Origin of the sequence: Rhodococcus sp. IEGM 1306, assembly GCF_036541985.1 — a bacterium.
Classification (GTDB): domain Bacteria; phylum Actinomycetota; class Actinomycetes; order Mycobacteriales; family Mycobacteriaceae; genus Rhodococcus_F; species Rhodococcus_F qingshengii.
In genome coordinates this window covers 1156010-1177294 of sequence record NZ_JAZHFF010000001.1, presented here as the reverse complement: position 1 = coordinate 1177294, position 21285 = coordinate 1156010, and the positions used below count along the sequence as shown (strand labels likewise).

The 21285-nt window shown below is 63.1% G+C and carries 18 protein-coding genes and 1 tRNA gene; 7 read left to right on the top strand and 12 right to left on the bottom strand.

The genetic code is table 11. The annotated features are described in order from the left end of the window. Positions 1 to 196 precede the first annotated feature (196 nt). Both V3587_RS05795 and V3587_RS05790 read left to right on the top strand, forming a co-directional pair. A complete protein-coding gene (locus V3587_RS05795; RefSeq protein ID WP_153211881.1) occupies positions 197 to 442 on the top strand; it encodes a hypothetical protein in 246 nt (81 codons plus the stop codon). Further along, the gene (locus V3587_RS05790; RefSeq protein ID WP_003943281.1) at positions 439 to 1233 is read left to right on the top strand and encodes an FAD:protein FMN transferase; all 795 of its coding nucleotides are present in this window, start codon (positions 439 to 441) and stop codon (positions 1231 to 1233) included. The genes V3587_RS05795 and V3587_RS05790 overlap by 4 nt, the downstream gene beginning before the upstream one ends. A 6-nt stretch (positions 1234 to 1239) precedes the next feature. Here V3587_RS05790 and ilvA read toward each other — a convergent pair whose 3' ends face one another. From ilvA to V3587_RS05775, 3 genes are all read right to left on the bottom strand, one after another. Further along, entirely contained in the window at positions 1240 to 2403 is a 1164-nt protein-coding gene (gene ilvA, locus V3587_RS05785; RefSeq protein WP_223304414.1) for a threonine ammonia-lyase, read from the bottom strand. Between the two features lie 135 nt (positions 2404 to 2538). Continuing rightward, positions 2539 to 3711, bottom strand: a complete 1173-nt coding sequence (locus V3587_RS05780) for a cystathionine gamma-synthase (RefSeq protein ID WP_007728802.1) — start codon at positions 3709 to 3711, stop codon at positions 2539 to 2541. Between the two features lie 44 nt (positions 3712 to 3755). Next, entirely contained in the window at positions 3756 to 5141 is a 1386-nt protein-coding gene (locus tag V3587_RS05775; RefSeq protein WP_003943292.1) for a cystathionine beta-synthase, read from the bottom strand. Positions 5142 to 5212: 71 nt separating this feature from the next. Between V3587_RS05775 and V3587_RS05770 the strand changes: the two genes are divergently transcribed. Together V3587_RS05770 and V3587_RS05765 are read left to right on the top strand one after the other, a co-directional pair. Further along, positions 5213 to 6184 carry an SGNH/GDSL hydrolase family protein gene (locus V3587_RS05770; RefSeq protein ID WP_042448870.1) on the top strand — a complete coding sequence of 324 codons (972 nt, stop codon included), beginning with the start codon at positions 5213 to 5215 and terminating at the stop codon, positions 6182 to 6184. Between the two features lie 121 nt (positions 6185 to 6305). Beyond that, positions 6306 to 7523 (top strand): acetyl-CoA C-acetyltransferase, encoded by a 1218-nt coding sequence (locus V3587_RS05765; protein ID WP_019744600.1) that lies wholly within the window; start codon positions 6306 to 6308, stop codon positions 7521 to 7523. A gap of 66 nt (positions 7524 to 7589) precedes the next feature. On the opposite strand, the gene V3587_RS05760 is transcribed toward V3587_RS05765, so the two are convergent. From V3587_RS05760 to V3587_RS05725, 8 genes are all read right to left on the bottom strand, one after another. Continuing rightward, positions 7590 to 8345, bottom strand: a complete 756-nt coding sequence (locus V3587_RS05760) for an enoyl-CoA hydratase/isomerase family protein (RefSeq protein ID WP_283376198.1) — start codon at positions 8343 to 8345, stop codon at positions 7590 to 7592. A 120-nt stretch (positions 8346 to 8465) separates the two neighbouring features. After that, positions 8466 to 9317, bottom strand: a complete 852-nt coding sequence (locus V3587_RS05755) for a Bax inhibitor-1/YccA family protein (RefSeq protein WP_283376197.1) — start codon at positions 9315 to 9317, stop codon at positions 8466 to 8468. A 194-nt stretch (positions 9318 to 9511) separates the two neighbouring features. Then, positions 9512 to 10648 carry a class I SAM-dependent methyltransferase gene (locus V3587_RS05750; RefSeq protein WP_007728811.1) on the bottom strand — a complete coding sequence of 379 codons (1137 nt, stop codon included), beginning with the start codon at positions 10646 to 10648 and terminating at the stop codon, positions 9512 to 9514. A 90-nt stretch (positions 10649 to 10738) separates the two neighbouring features. Continuing rightward, complete coding sequence (locus V3587_RS05745) at positions 10739 to 11425, bottom strand: nitroreductase (RefSeq protein WP_042920892.1); 687 nt, start codon at positions 11423 to 11425, stop codon at positions 10739 to 10741. A 68-nt stretch (positions 11426 to 11493) separates the two neighbouring features. After that, positions 11494 to 12399 (bottom strand): TIGR03619 family F420-dependent LLM class oxidoreductase, encoded by a 906-nt coding sequence (locus V3587_RS05740; protein ID WP_042448880.1) that lies wholly within the window; start codon positions 12397 to 12399, stop codon positions 11494 to 11496. Positions 12400 to 12402: 3 nt separating this feature from the next. Then, positions 12403 to 13254 (bottom strand): SDR family NAD(P)-dependent oxidoreductase, encoded by an 852-nt coding sequence (locus tag V3587_RS05735; protein ID WP_007728815.1) that lies wholly within the window; start codon positions 13252 to 13254, stop codon positions 12403 to 12405. Positions 13255 to 13300: 46 nt separating this feature from the next. Beyond that, positions 13301 to 15691 (bottom strand): putative bifunctional diguanylate cyclase/phosphodiesterase, encoded by a 2391-nt coding sequence (locus V3587_RS05730; protein WP_283376196.1) that lies wholly within the window; start codon positions 15689 to 15691, stop codon positions 13301 to 13303. Further along, a complete protein-coding gene (locus V3587_RS05725) occupies positions 15684 to 17987 on the bottom strand; it encodes a putative bifunctional diguanylate cyclase/phosphodiesterase (protein WP_225320105.1) in 2304 nt (767 codons plus the stop codon). Before V3587_RS05725 ends, V3587_RS05730 begins: the two co-directional genes overlap by 8 nt. Positions 17988 to 18283: 296 nt before the next feature. Here V3587_RS05725 and V3587_RS05720 point away from each other — a divergent pair, with 296 nt between their 5' ends. The 3 genes from V3587_RS05720 to V3587_RS05710 all read left to right on the top strand — a co-directional run bounded on the left by V3587_RS05720 (position 18284) and on the right by V3587_RS05710 (position 21094). Then, positions 18284 to 18961, top strand: coding sequence for a TerD family protein (locus tag V3587_RS05720; RefSeq protein ID WP_007728823.1), 678 nt, complete (start codon positions 18284 to 18286; stop codon positions 18959 to 18961). 289 nt (positions 18962 to 19250) lie between these two features. Further along, positions 19251 to 19445 (top strand): hypothetical protein, encoded by a 195-nt coding sequence (locus V3587_RS05715; RefSeq protein WP_007728824.1) that lies wholly within the window; start codon positions 19251 to 19253, stop codon positions 19443 to 19445. A 962-nt stretch (positions 19446 to 20407) separates the two neighbouring features. Beyond that, positions 20408 to 21094 carry a hypothetical protein gene (locus tag V3587_RS05710; RefSeq protein WP_042448887.1) on the top strand — a complete coding sequence of 229 codons (687 nt, stop codon included), beginning with the start codon at positions 20408 to 20410 and terminating at the stop codon, positions 21092 to 21094. A 93-nt stretch (positions 21095 to 21187) separates the two neighbouring features. Here V3587_RS05710 and V3587_RS05705 read toward each other — a convergent pair. Further along, positions 21188 to 21264, bottom strand: a tRNA-Leu gene (locus V3587_RS05705). Positions 21265 to 21285: the final 21 nt, after the last annotated feature.

The following is a 21285-nucleotide window of genomic DNA, read 5'->3' as shown; positions in this document are numbered from 1 at the left end:
CGATAAACCTCTGAAAATCCACGTACGTGGTCGTACCCGAAACTTGTCGGTGCGAACATCTACTCTTTCGAACATGCATTCGACACGGCTCAGTCTCGCGACTCCTGTAACCAATGTCTCATTTATCTCGGCGGGCGTTACGCAAATGACTACAGACGCCAAGGCTTTTCTCAGGTTCGGCGTGCAAGCTGAGTCCATGAGCGACGATCGGCCACGACCCGCCCGGGGACGCACTACGGTGTATCGACCCGTTCGCCTCGCCCTCGCAGCCACGGCTGTGGCGGGAGCACTCGCAAGCGGCGGACTTTCACTCGTTTCTTCTCCCACTGCCACGGCACTCGCACCGGACACGTCGGCTTCTCACACCAAGAATCCCGTAGCGAAGCGGCCCGTCGTGGTCGCCGGATTCGGAACCCCGGACGCCGTCTCCAACGGTTCGTGAGTACTCCGCGCTCGGCCTCCGAGTGGCTCACGTGGGGGGTTCAGGCCCGGGTCGTCGTCACCGACCCTGAAGTCCTTCCCTCCGCGGCCAGCCTGGTTCGCGGGTACCTCACCGCTGCCGACGCCGCCACCAATCGAGATCGTGCCGACTCCGAGATTCGTACCTATGTCAGCGCCGCGAGCAACGTCGACGGCGTCGCCGTGACCCCGATGTTCGCGCACTTCCTCGAAGACGCGTTGGCTGTCGCACGACTGACCGACGGCAAACTCACGCCGACGGCCGGGTCGGCAGACCCTCACTCCTGGTGGAAGATTCGCGTCGAGAACAACCGCGTGTACAGCCCGGACGACGTCGTTCTCGATCTGTCCGCGACGGCCCGCGCCAGTTCAGCGGACCACTGTGCCGCGTCCACTGCGACTCTTCTCGGGTGTGGCGTGCTGGTCGGCCTCGGCGGGGACATCGCGGTTGCCGGCCCGGCGCCGGAAGACGGCTGGCAGATTCAGGTGCAAGACCTGCCCGGCGACCCGACCTGCCAGGTAGCACTTCCGTCCGACTGCGGGATCGCCACGGCCAGCACCGTCAAGCCACTGCACCGCGAATCGACGGCGACGCCGATGTGGCGCACGGTGTCGGTGATTGCATCCTCCTGCGCCCAGGCCGCCGCATTCAGTCGGGTTGCGGTCGGCATGGGCGGTTCGGCCATCGACTGGCTACATCAACTCGACGTACCCGCCAGGCTGGTCGACCAGGAGTACCGCGTGACGGTTCTGGGCGGCTGGCCTGACGAGTAACTCGCCTCAGTTCTGCAGTCGTACTGCGTAACCGGCGCGGTCGAAGGCCGTCAGAAGTTCCGCCTTGTTGTCCGGACCACGCGTCTCGACGGTGAGGAAGACTTCCACTTCGTCGAGTGCAAGTTCGCCACCGGTACGGGAATGGATGACATCGACCACGCTGGCGCCGTTCGCTCGAACCACTTCGAGCAACGAGACCAGTGCGCCCGGCCGATCGTCGATGGTGATGTGAACGCCGAGGAACCGTCCGGCCGCTCGCAGACCGTGCGAGATGACGTGCGTGAGAAGTAGCGGATCGATGTTGCCGCCGGAAAGCACGGCGCACACCGGCCCTGTCAGTCCCAGCTCCTCCGGAGTGCAGGTCATCAAGGCCGCGACGGCCGCGACGCCGGCCGGTTCGACGATGAGCTTGGCGCGTTCGAGGCACAGCAGGAGCGCTTTGGACAGCGCTTCCTCGCTGACCGTCACCACGGCGTCGACATGGGCGGCAACTTCGGCGAACGGAACCTCGCCCGGGCAGCCAACGGCGATACCGTCTGCCATCGTGGACATCGACGCCAAGGCGGTCGGCTTCCCGGCTGCCAACGACGCCGGCCAGGCAGCCGCGGTCTCGGCCTGCACTCCGACGATGCGGACCTGCGGGCGCACAGCTTTGACGGCTGCAGCCACTCCCGCGATCAAACCGCCACCGCCGGTGGGAACGAGGATCGTGCCGACCTCAGGCAGTTGCTCGAGGATTTCGAGCCCCACAGTCCCCTGCCCCGCCACGACGTCCTCGTGGTCGAACGGGTGGACCAGAACTGCTCCGGTTCGGTCCGCGAATTCGCGAGCGGCCACGAGCGCTTCGTCGACAGTCGAACCGTGCAGGTGGACCTGAGCTCCATATGCCTTGGTGGCCACCAACTTCGGCAGCGGCGCACCCGTCGGCATGAAGACGGTCGACTTGATTCCCAATTCTGTTGCAGACCAGGCAACTCCCTGCGCATGGTTACCGGCACTGGCCGCCACCACGCCCGCTGCCCGTTCCTCTGCGGAAAGATTGGCAATGCGGTTGTACGCACCGCGCGGTTTGAAAGAGCCGGTGCGCTGCAGATTTTCACATTTCAAACTCACGGCGAAGCCGGTGGTTTCGGACAACACTCGCGAGGCCACGACCGGGGTGCGTCGCATGACCGGGGCGAGCAGTTGCTGTGCAGCCTTTATCTGTTCGAGATTCACGCATGCCTCCAGAAAGTGCGCCTCCACACCCTCGTGAGGTGTGAAGGCGCACTGCAGATTCGAAGTCGAATTACTGTAGAGCGAAGATCAGGACAGCGCTTGCTCGATGTCGCCGACCAGATCGGAGGCGTCTTCGATGCCGACCGACAGGCGAACCAGATCGTCGGGAACCTCGAGAGCGGAACCGGCCGTCGAGGCGTGGGTCATCGCACCGGGGAATTCGATGAGGGATTCGACTCCGCCGAGAGATTCTGCCAGCGTGAAGATCTCGGTGCGCGAGCACAGGTCGAGAGCTGCCGCCTTGCCGCCCTTGAGACGGACGGAGATCATGCCGCCGAAGCGTCGCATCTGCTTGGCCGCGACCTTGTGCGACGGATGCGAAGCCAGTCCGGGGTAGATGACGCTGGCAACCGCGGGGTGGCCGTCGAGCAATTCGACGACCTTCTCCGCGTTGTCACTGTGACGCTCCATGCGCAGCGCCAGTGTCTTGATTCCGCGCAACGTCAGGAACGCGTCGAAGGGGCCGGGAACGCCGCCGGATCCGTTCTGCAGGAAGGCAAACGCGGTGTCCAGTTCTTCGTCGTTGCAGACGAGAGCGCCACCGACCACGTCGGAGTGTCCGCCGATGTACTTGGTCGTGGAGTGCAGCGCGATGTCGGCACCGAGCTGCAGCGGCTGCTGCAGGTACGGCGAGGCGAAGGTGTTGTCCACCACGATCTTTGCGTTGCCCTCGTGGGCGACCTCGGCAAGGAGCTCGATGTCACCGATATTGAGCAGCGGGTTCGTGGGCGTCTCGACCCAGACCAGCTTGGTGTTGGACTTCATCGCCGCGCGCACCGCATCGACGTCGGACACCGGAGCCGGGGTGTACTCGATCCCCCACTGCGTGAACACCTTGTCGATGAGACGGAAGGTTCCGCCGTACGCGTCGTCGGGGATGACCAGGTGATCGCCGGGTCGAAGTACCGAACGGAGCAGGCAGTCGGTGGCCGCCATTCCCGAACTGAACGCTCGGCCGTAGGTTCCGGATTCGAGCGCGGCGAGGTTCGCCTCGAGTGGGCGACGGGTGGGGTTACCCGTTCGCGCGTACTCGAAGCCACTGCGCATTCCACCGACGCCGTCCTGGGCGAAGGTGGAACTCGCGTAGATCGGCACGTTGACCGCACCGGTCAGCGGATCGGGTTCGTAACCCGCATGCACCGCTTTCGTGGAGAAACCCTGCCAGCTGATGTTGTCGGCCTTGCTGCGTTGCTCACTCATGGTCCCCAGCCTAATGGCGCCGGTGCCGGCGCAGGAATCCGAACTCAGGAATCCGAACTCAGGAAACCCAGGAGATCGTGGCGCGTGATGACACCGACCGGCTTGCCGTCGTCGACGACCATGAGTGCGTCGGTGTCCCCGAGCGCCTTCGTGGCAGCCGAGACCGGCTCGCCGGAACCGATGAGCGGGAACGGCTTGCTCATGTGCTTCTCGACGGAATCCGCAAGGTGCGCACGGCCTTCGAAGACCGCGCTCAGCAGATCTCGCTCGGACACACTTCCGGCGACCTCGCCTGCCATGACCGGCGGTTCCGCACCGACGACGGGCATCTGGGACACGCCGTACTCGCGCAGGATCTCGATCGCGTCGCGCAGGGTCTCCGACGGGTGGGTGTGAACGAGGTCCGGCAGCTCGCCCGACTTGCCACGCAGAACGTCGCCGACGGTGGGGACGTTGGTCTTGCCGTCGAGTGGGGTGCGCAGGAATCCGTACGACGCCATCCACTGATCGTTGAAGATCTTGGACAGGTAGCCGCGGCCACCGTCCGGGAGGAGGACGACGATCAGGGCGTCGGGGCCCTCACGCTTGGCTACTTCGAGGGCAGCGACGACGGCCATACCGCAGGAACCGCCGACCAGCAGTCCCTCCTCGCGGGCGAGGCGACGCGTCATCTCGAAGGAATCGGCATCCGAGACGGCGATGATCTCGTCCGGGATGGACGGGTCGTATGCCGACGGCCAGAAGTCTTCGCCGACGCCTTCGACCAGATACGGACGACCGGTGCCGCCGGAGTAGACGGAGCCCTCGGGGTCTGCGCCGATGACCTTGACCTTGCCGCCCGAAACTTCCTTGAGGTAGCGGCCGGTGCCGGTGATGGTGCCGCCGGTGCCGACGCCCGCGACGAAGTGCGTGATCTTGCCGTCGGTGTCGGCCCAGATCTCGGGGCCGGTGGTCTCGTAGTGGCTCTCCGGTCCGCCCGGGTTGGAGTACTGGTTGGGCTTCCAGGCGCCGGGGATCTCACGGGTGAGACGGTCGGAGACGCTGTAGTAGCTGTTCGGGTTGTCCGGCGCGACGGCCGTGGGGCACACGACCACCTCGGCGCCGTAGGCGCGCAGGACGTTGCGCTTGTCTTCGCTGACCTTGTCTGGGCAAACGAAAACGCACTTGTATCCACGCTTTTGCGCCACGAGCGCCAAGCCGATTCCGGTGTTGCCCGAAGTCGGCTCGACGATGGTGCCGCCCGGCTTCAGTTCACCCGAAGCCTCGGCTGCGTCGATCATCTTGACGGCGATGCGGTCCTTGGAGCTACCGCCAGGGTTGAGGTATTCGACCTTGGCTGCCACCGTGCCGAAGTTTTCGCCCGTGACGGACGTGAGCTTGACGAGTGGGGTGTTGCCGATGAGGTCGACGACGTGTTCCGCGATGCGCATTCGTCCATGTTCCCAGATGAAAGAAAACGGTGCGCGCGGACGTCGGGCGAAGGTGGTGCAATCCGGCTAGATTGGCAAGTGTGAGTCGAACCGGACTGAAAGCGTCGGTGGCCACGGTGGTGGCCGGATCGAGTGCAGGCACGCTCTCCTGGTTGGGCTACAACTATCTGATGTCGCAGGCGGGGGCGGCCCGCGGGGTGATCGGTCGCAATATCGCCAAGCCACCCGAGGCGGACGGGGTGTACGCGCCCGGCGCCGACAACCCGGAACTCTGGTGGCGGGCCGTGCCCTTCGATCTCCACTTGATGATCTTCGGCGATTCGTCTGCGGCCGGCGTGGGCGCGCTGACGGCCTCGGAAGTTCCGGGTGTTCAGGTCGCGAAGCTGCTTGCGAGTGAAACCGGGAAGCGAATCCGTTTGAGCACCAAGGCCATCGGGGGCGCCACCTCCCGCGGGTTGAGTGGGCAGGTCGACGCCATGTTCGTCGCCGGTCCTCCCCCGGACGCTGCGGTGATCCTGATCGGCGCCAACGACGTCACCGCCAAGAACGCGATTCACGCGTCGGCTAAACGCCTCGGCGACGCGGTTCGACGCTTACGCGAGAGCGGCGCCGTCGTTGTTGTCGGCACCTGCCCGGATCTGGGGGTGGTCACGGCGATCCCGCAACCTCTGCGCTCCGTGGTGCGTGAATGGGGCCATCGCCTCGCACTCGCCCAGGCGGCCGCGACCAGAAACGCCGGGGGTCATCCCGTTCCACTGGCCGACCTGCTGGCCAAGGAATTCCTGGCCTCGCCCGACACGATGTTCTCGGCCGACCGTTTCCATCCGTCCGCGGCCGGATACGAACTCGCGGCGAAGCAGATCGTCCCGGTTCTCGCGTCGGCTCTGGGTGAATGGCAGGGTGGCCCGCTACCCGAGCTCCCCCACGTTTCAGAGGCGGCGCAAGCCCGCACCGTCGCGGCCCGACTGACGGCGGCGGCAACCCAGTGGAAAGCCTTCGCGAGACGCACCAAACCTGCAGGTCAGCGCCCCGACGTCAACTGAGTGAGACTGCGTGACCACCATCTGGGAGCGGCAACGTAAATTGTAAGTCGAAGCTGCATTCAACTTGCCCTGCTCGACGGCGTTTCAAGCCGCCCGCGAGCAGTACACAAAAGGAGTTTTCATGCCCGAGGCAGTAATCGTCTCAGCAGTACGGTCGCCAATCGGCCGCGCAATGAAGGGTTCGCTCAAGGACATCCGCCCGGATGACCTCGCAACTCAGATGGTTGCCGCCGCGTTGGCAAAGATCCCCGAGCTCGACCCCACCGAGATCGACGACCTCATGCTCGGTTGCGGCCAGCCCGCCGGTCAGTCGGGCTTCAACATCGCCCGCGTCGTCGCCGTCCAGCTCGGCTACGACTTCCTCCCCGGCGTCACGGTCAACCGTTACTGTTCCTCCTCGCTGCAGACCACCCGCATGGCTCTGCACGCCATCCGCGCAGGCGAGGGCGACGTCTTCATCTCCGCCGGCGTCGAGTCCGTCTCCAGCTTCATCACCGGCAACGCCGACGGCCTCCCCAACACCAAGAACCCGCTCTTCGACGCAGCGCAGGCCCGTAGCGCCAAGCTCGCCGAAGGTGGAGTCGCCTGGACCGATCCTCGCGAAGAGGGCCTGATCCCCGACGTGTACCTGGGCATGGGCCAGACCGCCGAGAACGTCGCTTCGGCCACCGGCATCACCCGCGAAGACCAGGACCGCTGGGCAGTTCGCAGCCAGAACCGCGCCGAGGAAGCCATCGCTCGCGGCTTCTTCGAGCGTGAGATCACGCCCGTCACGCTCGCCGACGGCACCGTCGTCTCCAAGGACGACGGCCCCCGCGCCGGCACCACCTACGAGGGCATCAGCGGCCTCAAGCCCGTCTTCCGCCCCGACGGCACCGTCACCGCCGGCAATGCCTGCCCGCTCAACGACGGCGCAGCCGCACTGGTGATCATGTCCGACACCAAGGCAAAGGCACTCGGCCTGACCCCGCTCGCTCGCATCGTCTCCACCGGCGTCTCGGGCCTGTCCCCCGAGATCATGGGTCTCGGCCCGATCCAGGCTGTCAAGAACGCCCTGAAGATCGCCGGCAAGTCGATCTCCGACATCGACCTGTTCGAGATCAACGAGGCTTTCGCCGTGCAGGTCCTCGGATCCGCTCGCGAACTGGGCATCGAAGAGGACAAGCTCAACATCTCCGGTGGCGCGATCGCGCTGGGTCACCCCTTCGGTATGACGGGTGCCCGTATCACCAACACCCTGATCAACAACCTGCAGGAGCAGGACAAGACCTTCGGCGTCGAGACCATGTGTGTCGGCGGCGGACAGGGCATGGCAATGGTGATCGAGCGCCTCAGCTGATCCCCTGAGCACGTCGAAAGCGGCCGCCCGGCTTCTGCCGGGCGGCCGCTTTCGTGTGGTCGTGTTTCAGGTAGTCGTGAACTTCCGAGCAAAACTCCCCAACTCGCGAATCAACTCTCGCGCAGCGTCGTCCTCACGCTGCACGGCAGCGCGAGCTTCGTCCGCCCATCCGTGACGGAGCAGTCGTTTGGCGGCAAGGACTGCCGGTCCGACGTTGGCGGCAATCTGCTCGGCGCTCTCCCGAGCACGGATGTGAACCTCTTCGGCCGGTACGGCCACGTGCGCCAGTCCGTAGTCGGCCGCTTCGACGCCGCTGAGCCACCGGGCCGACAGGATCAGCTCGGCGGCTCGCTGCGTTCCGATCACCTTGGGCAGCAACCAACTACTGGCAGCTTCGGGAGCTGTACCCAGCGAGGTGAACGGTGCCCGCAAGCGTGCGTCCTCGGCAACGTAGACGAGGTCGCAGTAGAGCAGCATGGTCAGCCCGATGCCGACGGCGGCGCCGTGCACCGCGGCGATCAAAGGCTTCGGGAACTCCACCAGCGCAACGATGAGCGGCGCGAATGCGTGGCCGAAGTCGGCATTGTCCGTGTCTGGTTCGGCCAGTGCCCGTAGGTCGACACCACTGGAAAATGCCTTGCCTGCGCCCTCGACGATCACCACGGCCACGGCATCGTCCGACGCCGCGTCGTCGAGCGCCTTGGTGAACGCTCGAAAACCGGCTGCATCAAATGCGTTCAGGCGACTCGGATTATTGAAGGTCAGCATTCGCACTGCTCCGGCATCCGCGACCAGGATGGGTTCAGAGGTGTTTGTCGACATTCGCTCCCCTTCGTTCCAAACCAAGCAGTTGCTAGGCATCCAAGCACCGTAACCGCCCACAGACGACAAAAGAAGGGCCCCGCGCGGGGCCCTTCTTCGTGTTACGGATCGACTCGAGAACTAGTCGTTGTTGAAGTAGCTCAGCAGACGCAGGATCTCGACGTACAGCCAGACCAAGGTGACGGTGAGCCCGAATGCGACGCCCCAGGCTGCCTTCTCGGGCGCCTGTGCGCGGATCAGCTGATCAGCGGCGTCGAAGTCGAGCAGGAAGCTGAAGGCTGCGATGCCGATGCAGACGAGGCTGAAGATGATGGCGAGCGTTCCGCCGTCACGCAGTCCCAGTCCGCCCTCGACGAAGAAGCTCGCGACGAGGTTACCGAGGGCCAGAACGACAACGCCGATCAATGCGCCGATGATCATTCGCGTCAGACGCGGTGTCACCCGGATCGCACCGGTCTTGTAGACGACCAGCATGCCGAAGAACACGCCGAACGTTCCGAGGACTGCTTGCGCGATCAGTGCGGATCCGCCGACGCCACCGAATTGAATATCAGTGAACATGAACGACAGCGCACCGAGGAACAGACCCTCGGCGACGGCGTACGCCAACACGATTGCCGGGTTGTCCATTTTGCGACCGAACGTCGCGACCAGAACCAGAACGAGGCCGACGAGACCGCCGCCGATGACCAGCGGGGCTGCGAGGTCGGCGTTGTTGTTGACCAGGAAGTACGACACCAGTGCCGAGATCGTCAGCACACCGAGCGTGATGCCCGTCTTGGTGACGACGTCGTCGATCGTCATGGCCCGCGAGGTGGGACCGGTCTGGTACGGCTCGGCCGGAGCGTACTGCGGCTGACCGAACTGCTGGGTTGCCTGCGAGGCGCCCGCCGTCGCAGATCCGAACGAGGCGTATCCGTTGCCCTCTTGCTTGGGCAGATTGCGGAACACCGGGTTGCTGGTGGTGCGCACCGTGATCATCCCTTCATCGTGGTGGCCTACGACGGGTGCGTCGCGGGTTCGCCGGACGGATCCGAGTTTCCGACACGGTCCGTGTACCTGACTAAAAGTAAAGCACTCGTAATTTACAACGTCGAAGCTTCGGTTGTAGTTCCCGGCGCATTTCCGGAAGATCAACACTCTTCGACACTCGTCCCTTTTCGATACTAGGACGGTTTGACCGACTTCATCACGATGAACTTCGCGTTCTTCGCCATCGCCTCGCTCGGACCCACCGCGGCTTTCAACGGTTCGCGATACCCCAGATGCGCGTTGTGAACAGTCCACAACTCGCCACCGGGACGCAGGACACGGCCGGCAGCTTCGAACATCTTGAGTGCTCCGCCGGTGTGGACCGCCGCGCCGACGTGGAACGGCGGGTTCAACAGAACCAGATCCGCGCTCGCACTGGGCAACGAACTCACGGCGTCGTCGCGCAGGCCGCTCACTCGATCGCCGACGCCATTTGCGGACGCGGTCGCCAGAGCCGAAGCGACGGCTGCCGAGGACTGATCCGTTGCGATCACGTGCACGTCCGGGAACTTCCGCGCGATCGCCGCCGCGAGAATGCCGCTGCCACAACCCAGATCGATCACGTCGCTCAGCGGATCGACCGCAATCTTTCCGAGGTTCTCCAGGAGCAACCGGGTGCCGATGTCCAGGCTCGCACCGGCAAACACTGCGCCGTGAGCAACGACGTCGAGGTCGAATTCGTCGAGGCGTTCGGTCACCGGGAACGTGATAGCAACATCGGGCTTCGGTTCCGAAGCCTTGAGTACGCGGGACTTCTGACGCCCACGCGAGGCGCTGACGTCGGAAAACGATTCGCCGAGAACCTTGTTCATCGCTGGGGTGATGTGCTTGTCACGCCCACCGGCGAAGACACGAACCGCCGGGTCGGCGTGAAGCGCGATCAGCTGGGCGATCTCGGCAAGTTCGGCGAGGCTACGCGGCAATTGCATGAGCACGACGCGGGCGCCGCTGAGCAACTCCTCGTCCAGTCCGTGCGAGGTGAAGGCGTCACTGAATCCGAGTTCGCGCGCATTGTTCGCGAGGGCCAGCTCTCCGGTGAGCGGATCCTGGTGAACGCGCACGGCGGCGATTCCGTGCACGAGCGCAACACCGGCAGTCAGCGCACCGTAGTGATCGCCGATCACGACGACGGTGCCCGCCGGCGCTGCGGCCAGAGCGTCGGCGGCCTCGTCGAGGATCAGACGATCAGCCGCATCGACGGCAAAGAGATTGGGTGCCTCGACATCGGGGAATCGGCGCAGACGATCGAACAGTTCGGGTGTGTCGGACATGCCACCAGTCTTTCAGGTGGAACTACGCAACACTCAATCCCCCGACCAGCAGGTGATCAGTTCGACATCCCTGTCAGTTCGACATCCCTGTCAGTTCGACATCCACTGCACGACGTTGTCGACGATTTCGCGTTCGGTGCGGAATCCGTTCACCGGGTGGTCGGCGTCGGGGTATCCGAACGAGATCGCGCAGACAACCTTGCGAGTGTCGTCGATACCGAAATGCTCGTGAATGAACTTGGAGCTGCCCGCGAGCGCCGCCTGCGGAATGGTGGCGACCCCCAGACTCTGGGCCGCGAGCAGGAAGCTGTTCACGTACAACCCGCAGTCGACTGCGCCGTAGGTGCCCAATGCCTCGTCGGTGGTGATGATCGCGACGTGGGGAGCGCCGAAGAGCTCGAAATTCTTCATCGTCTGTGCCGCGGATCCGGCGCGGTCACCGTGCTCGATTCCGACGCTCGAATACAGCGCCATCGCGCAGTCGAACCGACGCGACTTGTAGATGCCCTGGTACGCGCGCGGGAACTCGAAGTCCGACTCCTGGGCGTTGGCCATCACGTACTCACCGAGGCCGGCGCGGAATCGCTCGGTGCCCTCCCCTTCGGTGATCGCGACCTGCCACGGTTGCGTGTTGCACCACGACGGCGTCTTCTGCGCCAGCCGAAGGATCTCCTCGATCACCTCACGTGGCACCTGACGGTCCTCGTAGGCGCGGCAGCTGATCCGGGCGTCGAGCAACGCTTCCAGGCTCGTATCCACGACGATGCTCTCGGTCATGTGTTCTCTCCTCGATCAGGCTGCACTACAACACTTCGCACGATAGAACTACCGCCTCGACGCAATCGTCAGCGGGTCACCTTTGCGAAGGCCGCCACCAGCTCGCCGAACTCTGCCATCGCCGCATCCGGATCCGGATCTACTGCCGCCAGCGCAACCAGCACATCGGTGGCACCGGATTCGAGCAGCTGCTCGGCGCCGATCATCGTCGCCGGGAGGTCGATCGAACCGTCGGACCCGCGTACGACGGTCAGTCGCCCACGGACCTGCAATTCCGCTGGATCGCGTCCGAGATCCGCCATCGCTTTGCCGATGACGTCGATCCCTTCACGTAGGTCGTCGTCCGCGGCACCCATGATCGGAATCCACCCGTCACCCCAGGTTGCGACGCGTCGTACAACGGCCTTGGAGAGCGAACCGGACACCCAGATCGGGATTCCAGCGGCCGGACGGGGCGCGCAGTACACGTCGTCGAACTTCAGACGAGGGGTGTCGATGCTCGCCGGCGCCGAACTCCACAGGGCCCGGCACACTGCGAGAGCGTCGTCGAGCAGTGGTCCCCTTTTACCGAAGTCCATACCTGCCGCCTCGTATTCACGTTCCTGCCAACCGGTTCCGACGCCCAGGTCGAGTCGGCCCCCGGAGAGCAGATCGAGTGTCGCGGCCGTCTTGGCCAGTACCGCTCCCCCGCGCAGCGCCGCGATGACGATTCCGGTCCCCAAGCGAATTGTCTTCGTCTGTCCGGCAACAAAAGCCAGGACGGTCAGCGGCTCGAGCCAGTTGGCGTCGGGCTCGGTGGGGAACGCCGACCACGTGTACGCCGAGTTGTCCGAGCCCATCACCACGTGATCGGTGACGAGGACCCGGTCGAAGCCCGCAGCTTCCGCGCTCTGACAGACCTGCACGAGTTTCGCGTAGGAGTCCTCCGCGAGAGTGGTGCCGAAGTTGGGAACGTTCAGACTGAAAGTTGTCATGTGTCAAGCCTTTCGGGGCCGGTTGGTCCAGCCACCCTCTTCTGTGGGGAACCAGCCTCCGGCAGCGTGCGAGCCGCCGTCGACGTGGATCACGGTTCCGGTGATGTATCTCGCCAGGTCGGAAGCCAGGAACAGTGCGGGGCCGGCAATGTCGACCGGCTGGCCCGGTCCGCCCAACGGTGCCCACCCCGGCCACTTGTCCCAGTCGTCGGCAGGAACGATCGTGCGATACGGCACCTGTACCGACTCGATCAGATCTGGGGCAATGGCGTTGACGCGCACTCCGGTTCGACCGATCTCCACACCAAGGCTCCTGGTGAACTGTGTCAGCGCGGCCTTGTATGCCGAGTACATCGTGTGGCCCGGGATCGCTCGATGCGCCTCCACCGTCGTCAGGTTCACGATCGATCCACCCAAACCGCGGTCGATCAAGCCGGGAAGCAGTGCATGGGTCAGACGCACGACGTGATCGAAATTGATGCTGCCGGCCTCGGACCAGAAACCGGGATCCGTACCGGTGAACTCTGTCGGCGGGTTCAGGAAATGACCCACGTTGTTCACAAGGACGTCCGGGGCGAACTCGGTCAACGCGACGGGGACTTCCCGCGTCCGCACGTCGTACTCGAGATAGTTGATCGAACCACCTGCAGCCGAGTCGAATTCGACGTCGCCAAGAGGAGCCACGTCGACAACCAGAACTGACGCGCCATGCGATGCAAATGCTCGAACAATCGCTGCGCCGATTCCCTGGGAACCGCCTGTGACCACTGCCTTCTTACCCACCAACATCGGCCCTGGGGAGTACGCCGATCCGACCACCACGAAGACACCCTTCTGCAGTTCGATGTGAAGCACTTCGGCGTACCGTCACACATCGATCGGCAAAACGGGCGCAAAGTTCTCACTCAGTGGTAGCCGCGACACCCCACCTGCTCGAACCGCCGAGTCGCCCATTCAAATAGTGCGGAATCTCGGCTGCCCGTATCGGCATTCCCTCGAGGTACCCCTGGATCACGTCACATCCGCACTCGGTCACTATCGCGCGCTGCCTCTCCGTCTCCACGCCCTCGGCGACGGTGTCCAGCCCCAGAGACTTGGCAATCGCGATGACGGCTCGCAAGACAGCGAACCTCGAATTCGAGGGATCCGCGTCCAGCGGTGCGACGAACGCCCGATCGATCTTCAACCGATCGAGCGGCAGCCGGGCCAAGCTGGCAACCGAGGAGAACCCTGTGCCGAAGTCGTCCATCGCAATGGCGATGCCGAGCGCCGAGAGCTGTACCAACACATCTCGGTCGGCGTCGTCGATGACCAACGATTCGGTCACCTCGATCTCGAGTCGGCTGGGGTGGAGGTTCACCTCGATCAGTGTCCGGCGTACCGAGTCGACGTATCGACTCGAACGCAGTTGCACCTGAGAAACGTTGACGGCAACCCGAATGTCCTCCGGCCACGTTGTCGCCGCCGTGCAGGCAGCCCTCAGAACACCTGCACCGATCGGCACGATCAAGCCGGTTTCCTCGGCGACCGAAATGAAGTCTCCCGGCGAGACGAGACCTGAAGTCGGATGGTTCCACCGCAGCAGAGCCTCGAACCCGACGACAACTCCCGTCGCGGCCGAGACCTGTGGCTGATAAACCAACTCGAACTCTTCGTCGATCAACGCACGACGAAGATCCAACAATGCCCTGGCCCTACCCGTCGCACGATCCCGCAAAGTCGCATCGAAGGCGCGAATCTGGTTCCGACCGCTCTCCTTTGCGTGGTAAAGCGCGAGGTCCGCGACAATCACCAGGTCTTCGAGGCTGTCGGCGTCGTCGGGCATCGAGCCGTACCCCAGACTGGCACGAATGCGAATCTGGTTGCCGACCAGTGAAAATGGTCGTTCGAATGAGTCGAGAATCGTTTGGAATCTCTTCTCCACCTCATCTGCACTCCCGATGTCGTCGAAGGCTACGTCGTCGAAGGCGATGGCGAACTCGTCACCCCCCAGTCGGCCACAGATCTCGTTCGATCGCAGAACGCTGTGCAGTCTGCCGGCAACATCGCGAAGCACGTCGTCTCCGATGTGGTGTCCCAACCGGTCGTTGATCGACTTGAAGTTGTCCAGATCCAGAATTGCCAGCCACACCCTGTGTCCGTCCCGAATCCGCGAAGACAGTTGAGCGTTGAAGCTGTACCGATTTCTGAGACCGGTCAACGAATCGATCTCTGCCAATCGCAAGATGTTCTGGCGCTGGTGATACGAGTGCGTGATATCGGATCCGACACCGCGCCACCCGTAGGTCGCCCCATCGCCACTGCCCGGGTGACCTGACATCGACCACCAGCGAGTATCGCCCCGAACGACGACCTGCATGGTGAGGTCCCGAAACGCCGTCCCGGCTTGAAAATTCGCGGCGAGGAGATCAAGGGACTTCCTGCCCACATCTGTTCGGGACGCGCCGATCCCGATCAGGATCTCGTGCATTGTGCGGCCCCGAATCTGTGCTGCCGGCAAACCGACCTGCTCGGCGAATCGATACGACACGGTACTGGCGATACCGCGCGAATCGGTCTCCCAGAGCCAATCCTGTGCTCCGTCTTCGAGATCGTTGAGCAACAACTCGACGAGATCTCGTTCGTCCTCGGCTATGAGTTCGGCGCGTAGCCGTCTCTCGAAAAGTTTGGCCAACAGCAAAGTTCCGCTGTAGAGCGAACCTACAAAGACGACCAGCACCCCGATCAGCACGAAACGCGATGTGCCCGGTTCCGTCCAGAACGCCCCGGCCAACCCGACTCCCACCAGGCTGATCCAGACCACAGTGATTCCGCGAAACATCATGGTGGGAAACACGCCGACCGCGATCCCACCGATCAAGGTCGAGCTCAGTACCAACTCGTCACGAGGATCGAGCATCGGGAAGAGAACGAGAGCCAAGCACGCCAGGAGCACTCCCCAGACAATGATTTCGACTGTGAGTACCACCAGTTCGGTGGTCTGGGACTCGGAGACGCCGAGACGCGAGCGCCGGAGCCAATACACACTGAATCCAGCGCTCGACAACAGCATGACGCTCGACCAGGCGAAGGTGAACCATCCGGCATCCACCGGCAGAAGCACCACGATCGCTGACAAGGCAACCGCCGCGGTCAGAAACGACCACGGCAGTACGCGCGCGGTGAACCGCAGTCGTTGATCGAGTAGGCGACGGCGATCGTAATCCGAGAGGTGTTGTTCCGTGCCGCTGCGACCGAGTTTGCGCACCGACGTCCCGACGCGACGCCTACGGAGTACTGCCGGGTCATCCACGTCGGCCTGCTACCGCCGCTGCGACCGCGTCGACCGACATGGCTCCGCCGGCGATGTATCCCTGAACAGTCCTCACCCTTGCAGCGGCCACGGACTTCAAGTCTTCCTCACCGTCGACTCCCGAGACGACGACCTCCATTCCCAACGCGTCGACCAGATCCACGACAGCTTCGAGGATCGACCGTCCACCAGGCACTGCACCCGAAATGGAGCGTTCTATCCGGACTCGGGTGAACGGAAGGCCGGACAGTGATGCGAGCGAGGAGAATCCGGCGCCGAACTCGTCCACGGTCAGCGCGATTCCCATGTCCGCGATGGCGTGCAACGCAAACTTGGACTCGTCGGTGATCGCCGATGATTCGTTGAGTTGGAGCTCGAGCTGATGTGCACTGACACCTGATCGTCGAAGCGAGTCCCCTATCGCGACGACAAAGGAATCCGATTCGAGCTGACGCGTCGATACCGCGACGGCTACCCGCAGGTGATCAGGAAGGCGGGACGCCGCCTCGCAGGCCAACTCGAAGACGGTAGTCCCCAGTGAGTACGCCAAACCGGTGTCGTCTGCGACGCTCATGAATTCGGCGGACGTAACGGCACCGAGGCGGGCGTTGTGCCAGATCACGCGGACTTCCACGGCCACGATCTCGCGGGAAACCACGTCGATCCTGGGCAACAGCTCGAGTTCGAGGTCCTTCTCCGCGACAGTGTTTCCCAGATCTTCGAGCAGGCGGGCCCGCCGATCGGCCACGGACTTCATCGAGTCTCGATATTCACGTACGGCCCCGCGCCCGGATTCCTTTGCCGCGAACAAAGCCAGGTCCGCAGCGCCCATCATCTCGTCGGCGGAGGACGGCAGCTCGTCGGGGAGGTAGTACCCGATGCTGCATCCGATCTCCAACCGCGTACCGGCCACTGTGATCGGCTCGTGCAGAGTTTCGATGTAGCGGCCGAGCAGAGTACGAACTTGTGAGCTGTCGCCCACATCGGTGAAAAGAACCGCGAACTCGTCTCCCCCCAGACGTGCGAACAACTGTGACACCCCGCCGGCTTCGGACAGGCGATCCGCGACCTCTCGCAGAACCGCGTCGCCAACGGTGTGTCCCAGTGTGTCGTTGACCGACTTGAAGTTGTCGAGGTCGAGCATGGCCAACGCGAGACCACTTTCGCTTGTGTACGGCTCGCGCAGCAGTCGCTCGAGCTCGGTCCAGAAGCTGTGCCGGTTCGGCATACCGGTGAGTGCGTCCACACGACCCATCCGCACGATCTCGTCACTCTGCAGTTTTACTTCCGTGACGTCGGAACCGACTCCTCGCCAGACGAACTCGTCGGGTGTACGGCCGGGGCGCGGGCGTCCGGAGATCTGCCACCACCGAATTTCACCGTGAACTCGGACCGGAACGAGCACGTCGACGAATGCGGTCTTCGTGTGGCGGGCCTGCTGCAACTCCATGAGCGCATCGATCCCGCCGGGGATCCGTAGGGTGCCCAACTCCATGAACAGGTCCTGCCACGCCGTTCCCTGCAACTCGGTGGAGTCCAGCCCCGCTTCGACCGCGAGCCGCGTCGGGATTCGGTTGAACTTGCCTTTCTGGTCCGTCTCCCACACGAAGTCCCCGGCGTTGCCTTCGAAGTCTTCGAGAAGCATCTGCACGACCGATCGTTCCGACGCGGCGCTCAATTCAGCTCGATAGCGAGATTCCAGGTTGCCCGAGACCACTATCGTGCCGCCGATCAGAGCCGCGCCATAGGCGATCATTCCAATGAGAATTCGTTCGAACTCGGGTCCCGGCTGAAGCCAGAATGCCACCCCGAGGATTATCAGATTGGACAGGACCCAGGTGACCCCCACCACTCGCAACATCGCGGTGGCCACGGCTCCGGCACCGGTGATCGATGTGGTGACCGCTATCAGGATCAGATCGCCGGAATCGTCCAGGATCGGGTACAGGACCAGGGCGAGCGAGGAATACAGGATCCCGACTACAGCAAATTCGACGATGAGAAACGCGTAGGACATCCGGTACGTGGGTGTGATCAGGTTGAAATGAATGGCGAGACCCACGCACATCCCCACCAACCCGATCACGCCGGACAGCAATGGCCACACACGCGGCAGCGGTCCGCCGTCCGGGGGAATTACATACAACGTCAGCCCGAGTGTGACGACGAGGTGGACGGCAGCGGCCCATGGCAGCACGCCGAAGGTAACGGCTATCTGCTCACGAGTTACGTCATCACGTTGGGCGGGCGTCAGTCTTTCTCTCTGGCGGGGTTGCAGAAGCGACAGGACTGGCATCACTTACCTCCCGCTCCCACGACGCAATTGAATCGGACGTCCGACTCAGCAATTCTTCCGTAATTGGACGTTGCCGTGTCAACCAGTGCGTCCACCCTATTTCGGAGTCGCGTCTGCCCACAGACACAGTAATCAGCAAACTGCTGGTCTGCCGCAAGTTGGCGCCGCAAGTTTGATGCCCATGGGTTGAAATCAGACATGAGGGACAATGGCCGGAGATCGCCGATCACGTCGGTGGAGATTCCTCGACGGGTAACACGATCGGACTCATTCGAGTTCAGACAAGGACTATCACGATGGCAATCGACTACACCCGACGTTCCGGCGAGTCCACTCCGTCGCAAGCGCCGGTCAGCTTGAGCAAGATCACGCTCACAAAATCGGCGCCGACGGTCAACCTCGCGAAGGCGGGTGAACGACAAGGCAATATGCGCGTGAACCTCAACTGGTCACAGGGGGCACCACCGAAGAAGACCGGTTTTCTCGCCAAGCTCGCCGGCGCAGGCTCTGGTGCGGTCGACCTGGACCTCGGATGCCTCTACGAACTTGCCGACGGGTCCAAGGGAGTAGTTCAGGCCTTGGGTAACAGTTTCGGTTCACTGACTTCTCCGCCCTACATCTCCCTCGACGGCGACGACCGCAGTGGTGCGAACACCGGCGGCGAGAACATGCACGTCAATCTTGGTGACCCAAGCGCTTTCCGGCGAATCCTGATCTTCGCGATGATCTACGACGGCGCTCCCAACTGGGCGGCGGTGGACGGCGTCGTCACCTTGTATCCCACCAACGGGCCGGAGGTGGAAGTGCGACTCGACTCCGCCAGCAACCAGGAGCGACTGTGCGCGATCGCTCTCATCCAGAGTTCAGGTCAAGGCGTGACGGTGACGCGCGAAGTTCAGTACATCAACGGCAGTCAGTCAGATCTCGATCGGGCCTACAACTGGGGAATGAAATGGGCTGCCGGACGAAAGTAGGGGCTGCGGACGGGATCTCCCCCATCCGAACGACAATGTCCGAATCATCCACAATGTCGCAAGTTACTGGATAGTGTCGAGAAGTGGGGTCGGACATGAGGGGTCACGCTCGACACCGATAGTGGGTCGGTGACGCTATGTGCTTGGCGGCGCCGACGTTCGACCGGAAAGGCCCTCGATTTCCCCCGAGATCGAGGGCCTTTTCGTATCTTGCGTCACTGTTCGCACCCTTTCATTAGTTGATCGTTAAACTAGGCGTTCGTCCAACATGCACCGATGGAGAACGTGAATGTCCACGAATTCAGATCGACGCCCGCGCCTGCCCGTGAGAATCGCCTACCTCGCCGCAGGAGTTCTCTTTGTCGCCGCCATGCTCCTGTTGGCAAGCGTCGTCAACCCTGATCGGGACCGCGATTTCTCGATGAACCACGTCCCCGCGGGGACGTCGACGACCGCCTTCGCCGCAACGTCCGACCTCGGCTAACGAAGGTACCGGTACGTAAGTGGCGCACGTCACGAACTGTGGGTAGTTTCAACGCCGATGGTTCGCCGTAGGTCGGTATTGAGAGGGACGGCCAACCACTGCCCTGCCTGGTTGCCCCACCCAAGCAGGCAGGGCACCCCAGATCAGGCAGGCACCCCAGATCAGGCAGGCACCCCCGATAATTTAAGCCTCAAGTAACTGTTACTCGGGAAAGACTTGTATCAAACCGGGGCGAATCGTACATTTCATCCGGCAGTCGGCCTTCGTCCGACGCCTTTGCCGTCAATGTCGACGGAACTTCTCTGAACACCACCACAAGTCGGCCACTTGTCGTGACCGCATTCGTCCTCGCGAAAGGCTCGCCCATGTTCGATTTCTTCGGCGCAATCTCCGGCTTCTTCGGCCTACTGTTCGGCACCGGCTCGTCGAGCGGGAGCTCGGGAGGAAGCAGCGACGCACCCGTCGCGCCGCCTACCTGATCCACAAGCCTCACCCGGCACCGATCCGCCGGGTGAGGCTCTCGCCAATCTCTTTGAAACACAACGTAACAGCACTTCAACTCCACCGACTTTTCTGCGGATTCACGCCTACGCACTCCGGCGTCCGGACAGTTTCACCACATCGCCTGCAGTAATGGGTCCTGTGTCCGCCATTCTCCGCCGAGGCACACCCGCAGACCTCCCAACCGACAAGGCATGTGTTCGCCGTGAGCCGGTGTCCGTTGGGGCAGCAGTCCGGGGATTGCTCGGTCAACCGCATCTCCACATTTTCGCACACATGTTCGACAACTTGGTACTGCACGCTGCACATTCGATTGCACCGGCCGCTTCCGGTCGGCCCGAGCGCAACTATCCCTTCCGTCACTTCGGTCTGCTTTAATACGAAGGCTTTGTCGGGGGTTTACCAATGTCCGAAGTTGTCGAGTTTCTGCGAGCACACGCAGGCGAACACGGGGTTGAACTATGGGTTTCTTCAAGAAGGCGGCTGTGACTGCTCTAGCGGTCACTGCAGTCGGAGCATCAACAGGGATCGCATCAGCTGATCCGTCGACCGACGTGAATTACGAAGCGAAGGTCGTCGACAAGTCGATCGTCACCACCATCGACGCCGGGTTGTTCAAGGTGTCCGGCGACGGCAAGTCCGTCGTCTTGCAGGACAGCAAGGGAGCCGACCTTGTTTCCCTGCCTCTCGCATACAACCTCGGGGATCTACAGTTCCCCTTCGATCGCACGATCAGTGAAGACGGTAAGACCCTCACGCTGACACCGATCACCGATTCGGCGAAGGCAACACCTCGACCCGAGAGTGCGCCTGCGGCAAAAGAATGGACGCCCGTCGCCTCGCCCGAGGAGAATGATCGGGCGATTGCGCACTTCCAGAGCCAACTCGGACTCGGCACTCAGGTCGGCAGCCTGCTCGGCACCATCGTCGGCGCCGGAATCGGTTGCGCTGTCGGCGCTCCGCTGGGCTTGACCATCGTCGGACTCCCCGTCGCCGCGGCACTGTGTCTGGGTGGCCTCGCAACAGGCGCCGGAATCGGCGGTGTCGCCGGAACGATCCTCGGCGGCGGCGGCGCGGCTGTCGTAGCCGGCATCGATCTCGTCAACACGCTGAATGCTCCTGCCGGGACGACCGTCTGGGCTCAGTAGCCACTTGGTGGTCAGTTGCTGCTCCACGGAAAGCCCCGCCCGCCCGAAGAGGACGAGCGGGGTTTTTCGATTCAATGTGCAGGAGGATCTACGTGGTGCCCCCAGTCGGACTCGAACCGACACTTGACGGATTTTAAGTCCGTTGCCTCTGCCAATTGGGCTATGGGGGCCTTGCCGCACCCGACGGGTCG

What these genes read in the sequence shown, in the direction of transcription:
- V3587_RS05795 (WP_153211881.1), top strand. Translation starts at nt 197, where the DNA reads ATGAGCGACGATCGGCCACGACCCGCCCGGGGACGCACTACGGTGTAT.
- V3587_RS05740 (WP_042448880.1), bottom strand. Translation starts at nt 12,399, where the DNA reads ATGACAACTTTCAGTCTGAACGTTCCCAACTTCGGCACCACTCTCGCG.
- V3587_RS05720 (WP_007728823.1), top strand. Translation starts at nt 18,284, where the DNA reads ATGGCAATCGACTACACCCGACGTTCCGGCGAGTCCACTCCGTCGCAA.
- V3587_RS05775 (WP_003943292.1), bottom strand. Translation starts at nt 5,141, where the DNA reads ATGCGCATCGCGGAACACGTCGTCGACCTCATCGGCAACACCCCACTC.
- V3587_RS05725 (WP_225320105.1), bottom strand. Translation starts at nt 17,987, where the DNA reads ATGCCAGTCCTGTCGCTTCTGCAACCCCGCCAGAGAGAAAGACTGACG.
- V3587_RS05750 (WP_007728811.1), bottom strand. Translation starts at nt 10,648, where the DNA reads ATGTCCGACACACCCGAACTGTTCGATCGTCTGCGCCGATTCCCCGAT.
- V3587_RS05765 (WP_019744600.1), top strand. Translation starts at nt 6,306, where the DNA reads ATGCCCGAGGCAGTAATCGTCTCAGCAGTACGGTCGCCAATCGGCCGC.
- V3587_RS05715 (WP_007728824.1), top strand. Translation starts at nt 19,251, where the DNA reads ATGTCCACGAATTCAGATCGACGCCCGCGCCTGCCCGTGAGAATCGCC.
- V3587_RS05780 (WP_007728802.1), bottom strand. Translation starts at nt 3,711, where the DNA reads ATGAGTGAGCAACGCAGCAAGGCCGACAACATCAGCTGGCAGGGTTTC.
- V3587_RS05760 (WP_283376198.1), bottom strand. Translation starts at nt 8,345, where the DNA reads ATGTCGACAAACACCTCTGAACCCATCCTGGTCGCGGATGCCGGAGCA.
- V3587_RS05745 (WP_042920892.1), bottom strand. Translation starts at nt 11,425, where the DNA reads ATGACCGAGAGCATCGTCGTGGATACGAGCCTGGAAGCGTTGCTCGAC.
- V3587_RS05710 (WP_042448887.1), top strand. Translation starts at nt 20,408, where the DNA reads ATGGGTTTCTTCAAGAAGGCGGCTGTGACTGCTCTAGCGGTCACTGCA.
- ilvA (WP_223304414.1), bottom strand. Translation starts at nt 2,403, where the DNA reads ATGCGACGCACCCCGGTCGTGGCCTCGCGAGTGTTGTCCGAAACCACC.